Genomic DNA, 12962 nt, shown 5'->3' with positions numbered 1-12962 from the left:
TCAGCCGGTCACCCGCCGCCACAGCGCCCGGCTCACCACGCGCAGCTTGTCGCGTGGGGTGAAGCGCTTGAGCGTGGCCTTGACCACGCCTTCGGTGAAGCGCGTGCGCTTGCTGTAGTCGATGCGCACGTCCACCAGCACCGGCCGGCCCTCACCGGCCAGCGCCAGGGCCCGGGTGATGCCGTCGGCACACTGCGCGTTGTTCTCGATGGCGACGAACGCCGCGCCGGTGGTTTCGGCCAGCGCGGCGAGGTTGAGCGGCCGCAGCACGGTGCAGGTCTTGCGGTTGTAGGGAATCTCCTGCGCCTGGGCGATCTGCGACAGCTCGCCGTCGTTGAACACGAACAGCACCAGCTCGAGCCCCAGGCTGCTGGCGGTGACCAGCTCCAGGCCGGTCATGCGCAGCGCGCCATCGCCGACCACGCCGACCACCTGGCGCTGCGGGTTGGCCAGCTTGGCGCCGATCATGCCCGGCACGCAGTAGCCCATCGCATTGAAGTCGCTGGGCGAGATGAAGCCGCGCGCGGCGTGGATCGGCATCAGCTCGGCCAGCAGGAAAGTGTGGTTGCCATCGTCGGCGACCACGATCGCCTGGTCGCCGAGCTGCGCGCGCAACGCCTGGCAGAACAGCGCGGGGTTCACCCGCCCATGGCTGTCGTGCTGCAGCCATTCCTTGACGTACGCGGACTTGTCGGCGGCGATCCGTTGCGGCAGTTCGCTGCGCGGCGGCGCGCTGCGCAAGGCGCGGACCTCGGCGAGCAGCGCCGGGACCAGCTGCTCGGCCGCGCCGGCCAGGGAGATACGCGCGGGGTAGTTGGCACCGAACACCTGCGGGTTGATGTCCAGGTGAATCAGCTTCGCCGGCACCGGCATGCTGTAGCTGCCGGTGGGAATTTCCGCGAAGCGCGTGCCCACCGCCAGCAGGCAGTCGCAATCGGCGAAGGCGTTGGCCGCGGCCGGCACCGCGTAATCGCCGAAGCCCATGCCGACATGCAGCGGATGCGTGGCCGGGAAAGCGCTGAGCCCCTGCAGCGTGGTGCAGACCGGCGCGGCGAGCAGTTCGGCCAGCTGGATCAGTTCGGCCTGCGCCCCCATCGCGCCCCAGCCGAGAAACAGCCCGGGCTGGCGCGCGTCGACCAGCAACCGCGCGGCCTGGCGCAGCAGTTCCGGGTCTGGCTGCGGCGTCGGCGGTTCGGCGACGAAGGCCGGCATCTCCTCCACCTCGCCGAGGAAGTTGCCGATGTTGTACGGCAGCTCGACGAACACCGGGCCCGGCTCGCCAGCGGTGGCGATGCGGTAGGCCTGATACAGCGTGGGGATCACCTCGGCATGGCTGAGGATGCGGAAACTCGCCTTGGTGATCGGCGCCAGCAGCGCGTGCTGATCGATATCGTGCAACTGGAAGTGGCGGCCGCTTTCGCTGTGGATACCGCCGGAGAGGATCAACATGGGAATGCCGTCCAGCCCCGCCTCGCCGATGCCGCTGGCGGCATGGGTGACGCCGGCGGCCGGCACGATCACCAGCGTGCCGATGCTCGAGCCAGTGCGGCTGAAGGCATCGGCCATGAAGGCCGCGCCGCATTCGTGGGTCACCAGCACCGGCTGGATGCTTGGCGAGGCGTTCAGCTCGTCGTACAGCTCGGTGTTGTGCACGCCCGGAATGCCGAAGGTGTGGCTGACGCCCAGCTGTTCCAGGGCGAAGCGTGCGAGTGCGGCGCCGGTCTTCTTCATGGTGGTGCTCCTTGTTCTTGTGTTTGTCTGGGTCAGGCGTGGCCGGCGATGGCCTGCGCGGCGCGGCGACCGTTGAGGATGCAGTTGGAGAGAAAGGTGCCTTCCAGCGAGCGGATGCCGCTGATGCCGCCGCCGCCGAAGCCGGCCGCCTCGCCGGCCGCATACAGGCCGGGCAGCGGCTCGCCGCGGGCGTCGAGTACCCGCGAGTGCAGGTCGGTGAGCATGCCGCCCATGCTCTTGCGGCTGATCAGGCGGGTGCGGATGGCGATCAGCGGGCCGCTGCCGGCATCGACGATCGGCCGTGGCCGACAGGTGCGTACACGGTCGCCGCGCCACTGGCGCAGCTGCTGCAGGCGGCGCAACTGCTCGTCGTTGTACAGCGCCGGACCACGACGGATGCCGGCATCGTAGCGCGCCAGCGTGGCCGCCAGCAGGTCGGGCTCAAGTCGGCCATCGGCGGCCAGCGCGGCCATCTGTTCGGTCAGTTGCGGCAGCGTCTCGGCGGCCAGCACATCCGGGCAGCGCTCGATCAGCCAGCGCACCAGCTGGCGGTTGCCGGTGGCGAGCTGCCAGAGCAGCGGTAACAGCTTGCGGTCGCGAAAATGCGGGTTGCTGTCGGTGCCGGAAATCGCCAATTCCTTGATCGCGATGCGCCAGTTGAGCAGCTGCCAGCCGTACTGGCCGGGCAAGTGGCCGATGCGCTTGCACTGGTCATGGGTGTCGAAGCCGCCTACCAGCGGCTGCGGGCCGATGCGTTGCCCGCGGGCGTCGAGCCACAGCGCCGAGCGCGAGGGAATCAGGCTCAGGCCGTGCTGCGCAAACTGCGGCTCGGGATGGGCGATGCCGGCGGCGTAGTTCCACATGCGCCCGAGCTTGACCACCTGGCCACCGGCGGCCTGCACCTGCCCATGCAGTTCGCCATCGGCGCGCGGGTCGGTGCCGTTGAGGATGTTCTCCGGGCAAGGGCCGTACAGCGGGTCCCAGTGCTGGCGCACCTTGGCCAGGTCGCCATTGATGCCGCCGCTGCACAGCACCACATGCTCGGCGTCGATACGAAACCCGCCCGCGTCGCTGCGGCCATGACAGCCCACCACGGCACCGTTGCGCGTTTCCAGGCCCAGCACGCGATGCTCGAACAGGCAGCTCAGGCCAGTATGCTCGAACATCCGCCGCGCCAGCGTCTGCGCCACGCCGCGGCCGCAGCCCCAGGCCACGTGGTAGCGCGGCAGCGCGTTGCCGTCGCCGAAATTGCCGCGCTCGACCCACTGCACCGCCGGGAAGAAGCTCACGCCGCGCTGGCGCAGCCAGTCGTAGATGTCCGCCTTGTTGCGCTCGGCATAGTGCTCGGCCCAGCGCCGCCCCCAGTGGTCGTCGACATCGAAGGCGGCTACCCGCAGCCAGTCTTCCAGCAGCAGCTCGGGCGAATCCTGCACCTTGTTGCGCTGCTGCTCCGGCGTACCGCAGAGCAACATGCCACCGAACGCATCGTTGGCCTGGCCGCCGCACTGGCTGCGCGGCGCGGCGTCCAGCAGCAGCACCTGGCGGCCGCGTTCGAGCAGCTCCAGCGCCGTGCTGATGCCGGCCAACCCCGCGCCGATCACCAGGGTTTCACAACGATGATGGGTAGGCTGCATGCCGGGCCTCCTGGCAGAAGTGCGATTCGATGCGCCCCAGCCTAGGCAAGTGCAGCGTCGGCAGCCTGACCTTTCACGAATGCCTGGTTGACATATTGCGAATCCATGCCCGCAATGCACCCTCGCCCAACGGATGCCGAACATGACCCAGATCGCCCGCAGCGCCGTGTTCATCGGCTTCGACAGCCTGTGCCGACGCTACGACCTGAACCCGCACGAGCTGCTGCGCCGCTGCGACCTCGATCCGCTGGTGCTGCGCCGGCCGGACCTGTACGTGCCTTACGCCAGCTTCGCCCGCGCGCTCAACCTCGCGGCCGCCGAGGGGCCGGCGCCCAGCTTCGGCCTGCAGTTGAGCGAGTATCACGACTATCTGGTGCTTGGCCCGTTCGGCCTGCTACTGGCGCAGTCCGAGAACTTCGCCGAGGTGCTCAAGCTGACCCAGCAGTACGTGCACCTGCATGCCCAGGGCATCGCCCTGTATCTGCACGGCGAAGGCGAGCGCCTGCACGTGGAATACCGCCTGCAGCTGCAGGACGCCGTGGACCTGCGCCAGCTGCGCGAGCTGGGCCTGGGAGTGATGCAGCGGACCATGACCGGCCTGTTCGGCACCGGCTGGCAGCCACACGAGCTGCTGGTCGGCCACGCGGCGCTGGGCGAGCCAGCCGACTACGCACGGGTATTTCCCTGCCCGCTACGGTTCGAGCAGCGCAGCAGCGGCTTCGTCACCGACCGCAGCATCTTCGACCTGCGCCCGCTGGAGCAGCGGCATCAGCTCAAGTCGCACCTGATCGAGCAGTACCACCACAGCCAGCACCTGCCGAGCGACCTCACCGAGCAGATCCGCTATGTGTTGCAGTCGATCCTCTCCACCGGCGAGGCGCGGCTGGAGGTGGTCGCGCGCCTGCTCGGCCAGCATCCGCGCAGCCTGCAGATCGCCTTGCAGCGCAACGGTCACAGCTTTCGCGGGCTGCTCGACCAGGTGCGCTATGCCGAGGCGCGCCACCAGTTGCGGCTGTCCGCCCAGTCGATCACCGATCTCGCGCTGCACCTGGGCTACGCTGACGAAACGGCCTTCTCCCGCGCATTCAAGCGCTGGAGCGGAATGGCGCCGCAGCTGTGGCGCAAGGGCAACTTCGACATCAGCTGACCGCACGCGCAGCGCCACGGCAGCTGTTAAGCTCGCCGCCACCCATTCGGAGGAACCCCCATGCTTCGCATCGCCACCTTTGCCGCCGGCCTGCTGCTGTCTGCCGGCGCCTTCGCCCTGTCGCTCGCCGACCTGACCCAGAGCGATGCCAGCGCCGGCCTCAAGGACGCCCTCGCCCAGGGCGCCAAGGTCGCCGTGCAACAGCTCGGCAAGCCCGGCGGCTTCAGCGCCGACCCGGACGTGCGCATCGAGCTGCCGGGCAACATCGGCAAGGCCTCGCGCATGCTGAAGATGCTCGGCATGGGCGCACAGGTCGAGCAGCTGGAGAACAGCATGAACCTGGCCGCCGAGAAGGCCGTGCCGGAGGCCCAGCAGTTGCTGCTCGATGCCGTGCGCAAGATGACCGTGCAGGATGCCAAGGCGATCCTGGCCGGCGGCGAGGATTCGGCCACCCAGTACCTGGACCAGTCCAGCCGCGAGCAGATCCGCGCGCGCTTCCTGCCGATCGTCAAGCAGGCCACCGACCAGGTCGGCCTGGCCCAGCAGTACAACGCGGTGGCGGCCAAGGTGCCGGCCGCGCTGAACGGCAACTACGCCAACATCGAGAGCTACGTCACCGAGCAGGCGCTCGACGGCCTGTTCACGGTGATCGCCGAGCAGGAAGCGAGCATCCGCAAGGACCCGGCCGCCGCCGCCACCAGCCTGGCGAAGAAGGTGTTCGGCGCGCTTTGACCGGTGCACCGATCCGCCTGCCCGCGTGGATGGCTGCGGCCATCCAGCCTCCGTCGGGTGGGCACTGTAGGGTGGGCTTCAGCCCACCAACCCCGCATTCGTAGGGTGGAAAAACGCGCGCAGCGCTTTTCCACGCCTGCCCCATCGTCGCCGTCAGCGCGGCCCCATGATCTGCTCCAGCGCCTCGGGTTGCGGCGCACCCTGGTGCTGCTGCAGCCGGCCCTTGGCATCCATGTAGAAGATCGCCGGCGTCGCCTGGGCGCCGGTCTCGCCCATCAGCATCAGGTTGTCGTCGAGCTTCTGGCGCATTGCCGCCGAGACCTTTTCCTGGGCCTTGAGCTTGCTGGCCTTGCCGGCGGACTCGTGTGCCTCCAGCGCCGCCTCGGGGTCGCTGGCCGCCAGCAGCGCGGCGGACTTGCCCAGGCTGTCGACACGCAGCATGCCGACCATGATGTGGCGCAGCTGCACCTTGCCGGACTCCACCCAGGGCCGCGCCTGCTTCCAGAACATGTTGCAGTAGGGGCAGTTCGGGTCGCTGAACATGTACACCACGCGCGGCGCATCGTCGCGGCCGTCGGCGATCCAGGTGCTGTTTTCCAGGCGCGACCACATCTCCTTGCCGAGCGGCTCGTAGACCAGCTTTTCCAGCGGTGCGCGGGTCAGGTCGTCGCCCTTGGCATCGAGCAGGCTGCCGATCACCACGTGCTCGCCATCGGGAGTCAGGTACAGGGCAATGCCCTGGCCGTTGTAGCGCGCCGCGTAACCCTTGAGGCCGCCGGGCGCATCGAAGCTGCCGACCACCTGGGCGCCGCGCGCCTCGACGGCGCGGATCGGTTCCGGCCACTCTTCGGCCTGCACGAAGGGAGTGCTCAGCAGGCCCAGGCCTGCGAGCAGAAACGGAGCGGATCGAATCACTGCGGGGCATCCTCTTTCAGTACTTCCAAGGCCCGCGCCAGGCTGGCACGGGACAATTCGCCGAGATGGCTGCCGACCTGGCGGCCCTCGGCGTCGTAGAACAGCGTGGTGGGCAGCGCGGTGGAGCCGACGTGCTGGCCCAGGCGGCCGCCGCTGTCGAGCAGGACGTTGTCCAGCGACAGACCCTGGGCGGCGAAGAAGCGTTCGATCTCGCCACTGCCCTCGCCCTGGTTGACGAACAGGAACAGCGTGTCCTGCTCGCGGGCCTGGGCTTCGGCCAGTACCGGCATCTCGCGCCGGCACGGCGGGCACCAGGTCGCCCAGAGGTTGACCACCAGCGGCTGGCCGGCGTAGTCCTCCAGCGCCACCGGGCGCCCCTCGGCATCGCGCAGCGCCAGTTCGGGCAGGCGCGTGCCCTGCTCCAGCGAATGCAGCACGTAGCTGCCGCTGCCCCAGGCCAGCACGCCGGTCGCCAGGGCGATGCCCAGCGGCTTGCGCAGCCCGCGGTCGCGCCAGCCCTGCCAGGTGCCGAGCGCCAGCGCCGCCAGCAGCCCCGGCCAGGCGATGAAGCCGCCGTCGCGGATGTCGACCACCCGCCACGGCTCGCCCTGGAAATGCTCGAAATAGCGCACCACGAACGCCAGCCGGGCAACGAGCAGGCCCACCAGCAGCAGGTGGAACAGCTGGCGCTCGGGATTGCAGCCATGGCGCCGGCCGACCCACCAGCCAACCACGGTCGCCAGCAACAGGCTGCCCAGCAGCAGGACGTGCGGCATCGCCAGGGCCAGCGGCCCGACGTTCAGCGTCAACATCAACCTCGCTCCCTTGTCTGCGTCCAGTGTTCGAGGAAATCCCTTGCACCGACCTCGCCGGTGATGCGCCGTTCACGACGCTCCTCGCCGTCGGGGCCGATCCACAGCAGCGTCGGCGGGCCGAGCACGCCGTAGCGCGTGAGCAGCTCGCGGCTGGCGGCATTGCTCGCGGTGACATCCGGGCGCAGCAGCCGCACGCCCGCAAGGCTGGCCTGCACCTCGGCATTGCCGAACACCTCCTTTTCCATGACCTTGCAGGACACGCACCAGTCGGCGTAGTAGTCGATCAGCACCCATTGGCCTTGCGCCCGCGCCGCCGCCAGTTCGCGGTCCAGCACCGCCGGCTGGTCGAAGGTCAGCGCCGGCGCGGCGCCGGCCCGTTCGAGCGCCGCACCGCCGGCATACACCGCCAGCGGCCGCCAGGGGTCGCTCGCCCCGCCGGCGGCACCGAGCAGCATCGCCGCGCCCCACAGCCCGCACAGCACGCCAGCCGCGCGCGACGGCAGCTGGCCACGCCCGAGCTGGCCGGCCAGGTGCAGCAGCACGACGGCGCCGCTCAGCAGCAGCGCACCCCAGAGGCCGAGCCACTGCCAGTCCTGCAGCAGCGGACGGGCGACCAGGAGCGCCGCGGCGAGAAAGAAGAAGCCAAAGGCCACCTTGACCCGCTCCATCCAGGCCCCGGGCTTCGGCAGAAAGCGGCTGCCGACGGTGACCAGCAGCAACAGTGGCGTGCCGATCCCCAGCCCCAGGGCGAACAGCACCAGGCCACCCTGCAGCGCGCTGCCGCTCTGCGCGATATAGAGCAGCGCGGCAGCCAGCGGCGCGGTCATGCAGGGGCCGACCAACAGGCCCGACAACACACCCAGCGCCGCTGCACCGGCCAGGCTGCCGCCGCGCTGGCGATCACCGGCGCGCTGCAGGCGATCGCGCAGCGCGGCCGGCAGCTGCAGCTCGAACAGGCCGAACATCGGCAAGGCGAGAAAGACGAACAGCGCGGCGAAACTGCCGAGCAGCCAGGGCTGCTGCAGCGCCGCCTGCAGGTTGGCGCCGAGCAGCGCGGCAAGCACGCCGAGCGCCGCATAGACCAGCGCCATGCTGACCACATAGCTGCCGGCCAGGGCCAGCCCGCGCCGCGGCGTGGCGCCCCCGCCGACGACGATGCCGGCGAGGATCGGCAGCATCGGCAAGGAGCACGGGGTGAAGGCCAGCAGCAGGCCGAGGCCGAAGAACAGCAGCAGGCTCCAGGCCAGCGCCTGGCTGGCCAGGCCGCTGGCCAACGCCTGGTCCTCGGCCTGGGCCGTGGCTGCCGGCGCCACGGCGGCAACGCCGAGCGCGACCTCGCGGGTCTGCGGCGGGTAGCACAGCCCGGCATCGGCACAGCCCTGCCAGCCCAGGCGCACGCGGCCCTCCGCGCCCGGCGGAACGACCAGCTCGAGGCTGTCGCGATAGACCTGCTGGTCACCGAAGAACTCGTCGCTGTGCGGCTCGCCCGCGGGCAGCGGCGGCTGGCGCTCGGCCGGCAGGCCGTCGAACTTCAAGCGCTGCTGGTAGAGGTAGTAGCCCGGCGCGATCTGCCAGTGCAGGCGCGTCGCGCCCGCCTCATCCGCGCTGACGGTCAGCGCGAAGGCCTCGTCCACCGGCAGGAAATCGGCCTGCGAGCCCGCGCCGAACAGGCCGCCGGCCGGCAGCGCCAGGCCGGGCGCCAGGACGAACAGAAGAAACAGCAGCGCGCGCATGAAGACTCCCTAACCACCGTTGGACGCCGTGCAGCATGGGGCCGGCCGATTAACGCGCCATTAACGGATTGGCCGCGGCTGCATAACGCTGCCTTAATCGCTAAGGTCGACACTTGTTGTTTTGCACGGATATCCGCATGCACGTACTGCTCGTCGAAGACGATGCGCTGATCGCCAGCGGCATCGTCGCCGGCCTCGGCGCCCAGGGCCTGACCGTCGATCACGTCGCCAGCGCGGCAGCGGCCGAGGCGCTGCTGCGCACGGCCGCTTTCGACGTGCTGGTGCTCGACCTCGGCCTGCCCGACGAGGACGGCATCGAGCTGCTGCGCCGCCTGCGCCAGCACGGGCTGGACCTGCCGGTGCTGGTGCTCACCGCACGCGATGCGGTGAGCGACCGCGTCACCGGCCTGCACGCCGGCGCCGACGACTACCTGCTCAAGCCCTTCGACCTGCGCGAACTGGCCGCGCGCCTGCACAGCCTGGTGCGGCGCAGCGCCGGGCGCAGCGTCACCCTGATCGAACACGGTCGCCTGTGCTACGACCCGGGCAGCTGCGAGGCGCGCCTGGACGGCCAGCCGGTGGACCTGTCGCGCCGCGAGCAGGCGCTGCTGCAGGCGCTGCTCAACAGCCGCGGCCGGGTGCTCAGCGCCGACCAGCTCAAGGACGCGGTCTACGGCCTGGCCGACGACGTCGAGAGCAACGCCCTGAACGTGCACATCCACCACCTGCGGCGCAAGCTCGGCGGCGGCATCGTCGAGACGGTGCGCGGCCTGGGCTATCGCCTCGGCCCGGCCGGCGGGGAAGACGCGCCATGAGCCTGCGCCTGCGCCTGACCCTGATGCTCGGCACCGCCTTCGTGCTGCTCTGGACGCTGGCGGCGACCTGGATGCTGCTCGACCTGCGCAACCAGCTGATGCTCTCGCTCGACCAGCGCCTGGCGGCCTCGGCGCGCATGGTGGCGGGCCTCTTGGTGCAGCTGCCGCAACCGATGCCAGGCGATGGCCCGCCGCAGCGCCTGAGCGCCGAGCAGCTGGGCATCCCCCACGGCCTGGCCTGCCAGGTCAGCTCGCTGCGCGGCGAAGTGCTGGCGCGCAGCCACGCCGCCCCCGACCAGCAGCTGGACGCCGAGCAGAACGGCTTTCGCGACCAGCTGATCGACGGCGTGCCCTGGCGCAGCTTCACCCTGGTGCAGGGCGAGCTGCGCATCACCACCGCCGACCGCCTGGACGAGCGCACCACGCTCGAGCGCTCGCTGCTGCTGGCCGCGGCGCTGCCGGTGGCGCTCGCCCTGCTCGGCAGCCTCGGCCTGCTCTGGCTTGGCCTCGGCCGCGGGCTGGCGCCGCTGCAGCGGATTCGCGAGGCGCTGACCCGGCGCAGTGCCGATTCGCTCGAGCCGCTGCCGACCACCGGCCTGCCGGCCGAGCTGCAGCCGCTGGTGCAAACGCAGAACCAGCTGTTCGAACGCATCGCCCAGGCCATCGAGCGCGAGCGCCGGCTGACCGGCGACGCCGCCCACGAACTGCGCAGCCCGCTGACGGCGATCAAGACCCACCTGCAGGTCGCGCGCATGACCGAAGGCGCAGCCGCGGCGCAGGCGCTGGCCAACGCCGAGGCCGGCGCCGACCGCCTGCAGCGCACACTGGAACAGCTGCTGTTGCTGGCCCGGGTGGAAGGCAGTCTGGATTTCGACGATGGCCTGCAGTGCTCGGCCGCCGAGGTCGCGCGGCTGGCGATTCAGGACGCCAGTGGCGGCGACGGCGCGCCAATCCTGTTGCAGGTGCCGGCCGAACTGCCCGACACGCCGCTGGCCATGCCGCCGGTGCTGGCGATCGCCGCGCTGCGCAATCTGCTGGAGAATGCCCAGAGCCACACCGCGCCGGGCAGCGCCGTCACGCTGACCCTGCTGCCTGAAGCGGAGCGAGTACGCTTCGAAGTACGCGATCAGGGCCCGGGCATCGCCGCCGAGCATCTCGAGCACCTGACCCGGCGCTTCTGGCGCCACGCCAATAGCGCCGGCAGCGGCCTGGGCCTGGCCATCGTCCAGGCCATCGCCGAGCGCTGCGGCTGTACCCTCGCGTTCGACAGCCAGCCTGATGGCCTGCGCGTATCGCTGACGGTGCCGTTGCAGCGCTGAGCATGCGCTTAGCCGGGGAATTCCAGGCGGAAGGACGTCCAGCCCTGCGCGGAGGTGCAATGGATACGGCCCTGATGGGCCTGGACGATCGAGCGGGTGATCGCCAGGCCCAGGCCGGCGTTGCTCGGGCTGCCCTCGCGGCGCGCCGGGTCGCCCCGGTAGAAGCGGTCGAAAAGCCGCTCCAGATGTTCCGGCGCGATCGTCGTGCCGGGGTTGGCCACGCTCAGCCGCACCTCGTCGCCGTCGGATTCGATGGCCAGGCGAATCACCCCGCCGTCGGGCGTATAGCGCAGCGCATTGGACAAGAGGTTCGACAGCGCGCGACGCAGCATCGCCAGGTCGCCCTCGATGCGCCCGGCGCCGCTCAACTCGAAGCGGATGTCGCGTTCGTCGGCCGACAGCTGGTAGAAGTCCAGCAGCTGGGTGCACAGCGCCTCCAGCGCCACCGGGCGTGCATCGGGAACGATCAGGCCGTTGTCGGCCTTGGCCAGGAACAGCATGTCGTCGATCATCCGCGACATGCGCTGCAACTCCTCGAGGTTGGAATGCAGGTTGTCCTGGTACTGTTCCAGCGTGCGCGCGCGGGTCAGCGCCACCTCGGTGTGGGTCATCAGGTTGCTCAGCGGCGTGCGCAGCTCGTGGGCGATGTCGGCGGAGAAGTTCGACAGCCGCACGAAGGCGTCCTCCAGCCGCGCCAGCATGGCGTTGAAGGCCTGCACCAGCTGCTGCAGCTCGGCCGGGGTCGACTCGTCGGGGATGCGCTCGCGCAGCGAGCGGGCCGACACCGAGGCCGCCACCTGGGTGACCTCGCGCAGCGGCTGCAGGCCGCGGCGCACCAGCGCCCAGCCGAGCAGGCCGCTGAGCGCCGCGCAGAGCACCAGCGCGCCCCACAGCCAGCCGCTGAAGGTATGGAAGAAGGCCTTGTGCACGGTGACATCCAGCAACACGAGCAAGGTCAGGCGCCGCGAGCCGACCCGCACATGCCCCGCCTCGCCGCGCCAGACGCGCCCATCCAGCTGCAGCTCGCCGGCCCGCCGCCCGACCAGCTCCAGCAGCTGCGGCTCGGCCATCGCGCGCGGCGCTTCGGGATACAGCTGCGCGCCCGTCTCGTCGAAGATGAAGCCCCGCATCTCGCTGTGCCCGCCGAGCAGCGCCTGCAGTTGCGGGCGCACCTGCGGCAGCGCCTGCGCATCGTCCAGCCCGCCGAGCAGGCGGCTGGCGGCCTCGAGCTTCTCGTGCAGGGTGTGGCGGTCCAGTTCATCGAAGTGGTGCTGGCTGAGCTGGCCGAAGAAGTAGCCGGCCGCCGCCAGCACGCCGGTGACGGCGAGCATGAACATCAGGCTCAGCCGCGCGGTGAGCGACAGCCGGATCATGGCGCGTCCGGCTCGTCGAGCATGTAGCCCATGCCGCGTGCGGTGTGGATCAGCCGCGGTTCGAAGCCGTCGTCGATCTTCGCCCGTAGGCGGCGGATCGCCACCTCGATGACGTTGGTGTCGCTGTCGAAGTTCATGTCCCAGACCTGGGAAGCGATCAGCGACTTGGGCAGCACCTCGCCGCGCCGGCGCAGCAAGAGTTCCAGCAGGGCGAATTCCTTGGCGGTCAGGTCGATGCGCTGGCCGGCGCGGGTGGCACGGCGCTTGAGCAGGTCGACCTCCAGGTCGGCGATCCGGAGCCGGGTCTGCAGCGCCGCTGCCGTACCGCGGCGCAACAGCGTGCGCACCCGCGCCAGCAGCTCGGAGAAGGCGAACGGCTTGACCAGGTAGTCGTCGGCGCCCAGCTCCAGGCCCTTGACCCGGTCCTCGACACGGTCGCGCGCAGTGAGGAACAGCACCGGCACCTCGCTGCCCGAGGCGCGCACCAGGCGCAGCACGTCCCAGCCGTCCAGCCCGGGCATCATCACGTCGAGGATCAGCAGGTCGTAGGGCGTGCTCAGCGCATGCTGCAGGGCATCGGTGCCGGTGGTGACGCGGTCGACGGTGAAACCCGCCTCGCTCAGGCCCTGCTGCAGGTAGGTGCCGGTTTTCGGCTCGTCTTCGGCGACCAGCAGTTTCATGTCCCGTTCCTCGGCTCGGCGATGGGCGAAGTGTGGCAGCCGCAACGGCCGACATGCCATCAGCTGAC

Annotated in this window: 11 protein-coding genes; 4 read left to right on the top strand and 7 right to left on the bottom strand. The window is 70.3% G+C overall.

Annotation, left to right across the window (positions count from 1 at the left end; translation table 11 throughout):
- Both L3N39_RS08485 and L3N39_RS08480 read right to left on the bottom strand, forming a co-directional pair.
- Window positions 1-1731, bottom strand: coding sequence for a thiamine pyrophosphate-binding protein (locus L3N39_RS08485; protein WP_237256889.1), 1731 nt, complete (start codon window positions 1729-1731; stop codon window positions 1-3).
- 32 nt (window positions 1732-1763) lie between these two features.
- Entirely contained in the window at window positions 1764-3365 is a 1602-nt protein-coding gene (locus tag L3N39_RS08480) for an FAD-dependent oxidoreductase (RefSeq protein WP_237256888.1), read from the bottom strand.
- A gap of 142 nt (window positions 3366-3507) precedes the next feature.
- On the opposite strand from L3N39_RS08480, the gene L3N39_RS08475 reads away from it, so the two are divergent.
- Together L3N39_RS08475 and L3N39_RS08470 are read left to right on the top strand one after the other, a co-directional pair.
- The gene (locus L3N39_RS08475; RefSeq protein WP_237256887.1) at window positions 3508-4512 is read left to right on the top strand and encodes an AraC family transcriptional regulator; all 1005 of its coding nucleotides are present in this window, start codon (window positions 3508-3510) and stop codon (window positions 4510-4512) included.
- 60 nt (window positions 4513-4572) lie between these two features.
- Window positions 4573-5244, top strand: a complete 672-nt coding sequence (locus L3N39_RS08470; protein WP_237256886.1) for a DUF4197 domain-containing protein — start codon at window positions 4573-4575, stop codon at window positions 5242-5244.
- Between the two features lie 153 nt (window positions 5245-5397).
- Here L3N39_RS08470 and dsbG read toward each other — a convergent pair whose 3' ends face one another.
- From dsbG to dsbD, 3 genes are read right to left on the bottom strand one after another with little or no spacing between them, the layout of a single operon-like run.
- Window positions 5398-6156 carry a thiol:disulfide interchange protein DsbG gene (gene dsbG / locus L3N39_RS08465; RefSeq protein WP_431978017.1) on the bottom strand — a complete coding sequence of 253 codons (759 nt, stop codon included), beginning with the start codon at window positions 6154-6156 and terminating at the stop codon, window positions 5398-5400.
- On the bottom strand, window positions 6156-6971 hold the full coding sequence (locus L3N39_RS08460; RefSeq protein ID WP_237256884.1) for a TlpA family protein disulfide reductase: 816 nt from the start codon (window positions 6969-6971) through the stop codon (window positions 6156-6158). The genes dsbG and L3N39_RS08460 overlap by 1 nt, the downstream gene beginning before the upstream one ends.
- On the bottom strand, window positions 6971-8707 hold the full coding sequence (gene dsbD, locus L3N39_RS08455) for a protein-disulfide reductase DsbD (protein ID WP_237256883.1): 1737 nt from the start codon (window positions 8705-8707) through the stop codon (window positions 6971-6973). Before dsbD ends, L3N39_RS08460 begins: the two co-directional genes overlap by 1 nt.
- A gap of 137 nt (window positions 8708-8844) precedes the next feature.
- Here dsbD and L3N39_RS08450 point away from each other — a divergent pair, with 137 nt between their 5' ends.
- Entirely contained in the window at window positions 8845-9522 is a 678-nt protein-coding gene (locus tag L3N39_RS08450; protein WP_237256882.1) for a response regulator, read from the top strand.
- On the top strand, window positions 9519-10841 hold the full coding sequence (locus L3N39_RS08445; protein WP_237256881.1) for a sensor histidine kinase: 1323 nt from the start codon (window positions 9519-9521) through the stop codon (window positions 10839-10841). Before L3N39_RS08450 ends, L3N39_RS08445 begins: the two co-directional genes overlap by 4 nt.
- An 8-nt stretch (window positions 10842-10849) precedes the next feature.
- Here the strand turns inward: L3N39_RS08445 and L3N39_RS08440 are convergent, their stop codons facing one another.
- Both L3N39_RS08440 and L3N39_RS08435 read right to left on the bottom strand, forming a co-directional pair.
- Window positions 10850-12214 (bottom strand): heavy metal sensor histidine kinase, encoded by a 1365-nt coding sequence (locus tag L3N39_RS08440; RefSeq protein WP_237256880.1) that lies wholly within the window; start codon window positions 12212-12214, stop codon window positions 10850-10852.
- The gene (locus L3N39_RS08435; RefSeq protein WP_237256879.1) at window positions 12211-12894 is read right to left on the bottom strand and encodes a heavy metal response regulator transcription factor; all 684 of its coding nucleotides are present in this window, start codon (window positions 12892-12894) and stop codon (window positions 12211-12213) included. The genes L3N39_RS08440 and L3N39_RS08435 overlap by 4 nt, the downstream gene beginning before the upstream one ends.
- Between the last annotated feature and the right edge of the window lie 68 nt (window positions 12895-12962).

This window comes from Pseudomonas oligotrophica (genome assembly GCF_021726475.1).
Taxonomy (GTDB): domain Bacteria; phylum Pseudomonadota; class Gammaproteobacteria; order Pseudomonadales; family Pseudomonadaceae; genus Stutzerimonas; species Stutzerimonas oligotrophica.
Note: the sequence above shows the minus strand (reverse complement) of the source record. Positions and strands in the feature narration are given on the sequence as shown.

Coding starts and splice junctions, on each gene's coding strand:
- L3N39_RS08485 (WP_237256889.1), bottom strand. CDS start 1,731: ATGAAGAAGACCGGCGCCGCACTCGCACGCTTCGCCCTGGAACAGCTG.
- dsbD (WP_237256883.1), bottom strand. CDS start 8,707: ATGCGCGCGCTGCTGTTTCTTCTGTTCGTCCTGGCGCCCGGCCTGGCG.
- L3N39_RS08475 (WP_237256887.1), top strand. CDS start 3,508: ATGACCCAGATCGCCCGCAGCGCCGTGTTCATCGGCTTCGACAGCCTG.
- L3N39_RS08445 (WP_237256881.1), top strand. CDS start 9,519: ATGAGCCTGCGCCTGCGCCTGACCCTGATGCTCGGCACCGCCTTCGTG.
- L3N39_RS08435 (WP_237256879.1), bottom strand. CDS start 12,894: ATGAAACTGCTGGTCGCCGAAGACGAGCCGAAAACCGGCACCTACCTG.
- L3N39_RS08480 (WP_237256888.1), bottom strand. CDS start 3,365: ATGCAGCCTACCCATCATCGTTGTGAAACCCTGGTGATCGGCGCGGGG.
- L3N39_RS08470 (WP_237256886.1), top strand. CDS start 4,573: ATGCTTCGCATCGCCACCTTTGCCGCCGGCCTGCTGCTGTCTGCCGGC.
- L3N39_RS08440 (WP_237256880.1), bottom strand. CDS start 12,214: ATGATCCGGCTGTCGCTCACCGCGCGGCTGAGCCTGATGTTCATGCTC.
- L3N39_RS08450 (WP_237256882.1), top strand. CDS start 8,845: ATGCACGTACTGCTCGTCGAAGACGATGCGCTGATCGCCAGCGGCATC.
- L3N39_RS08460 (WP_237256884.1), bottom strand. CDS start 6,971: ATGTTGACGCTGAACGTCGGGCCGCTGGCCCTGGCGATGCCGCACGTC.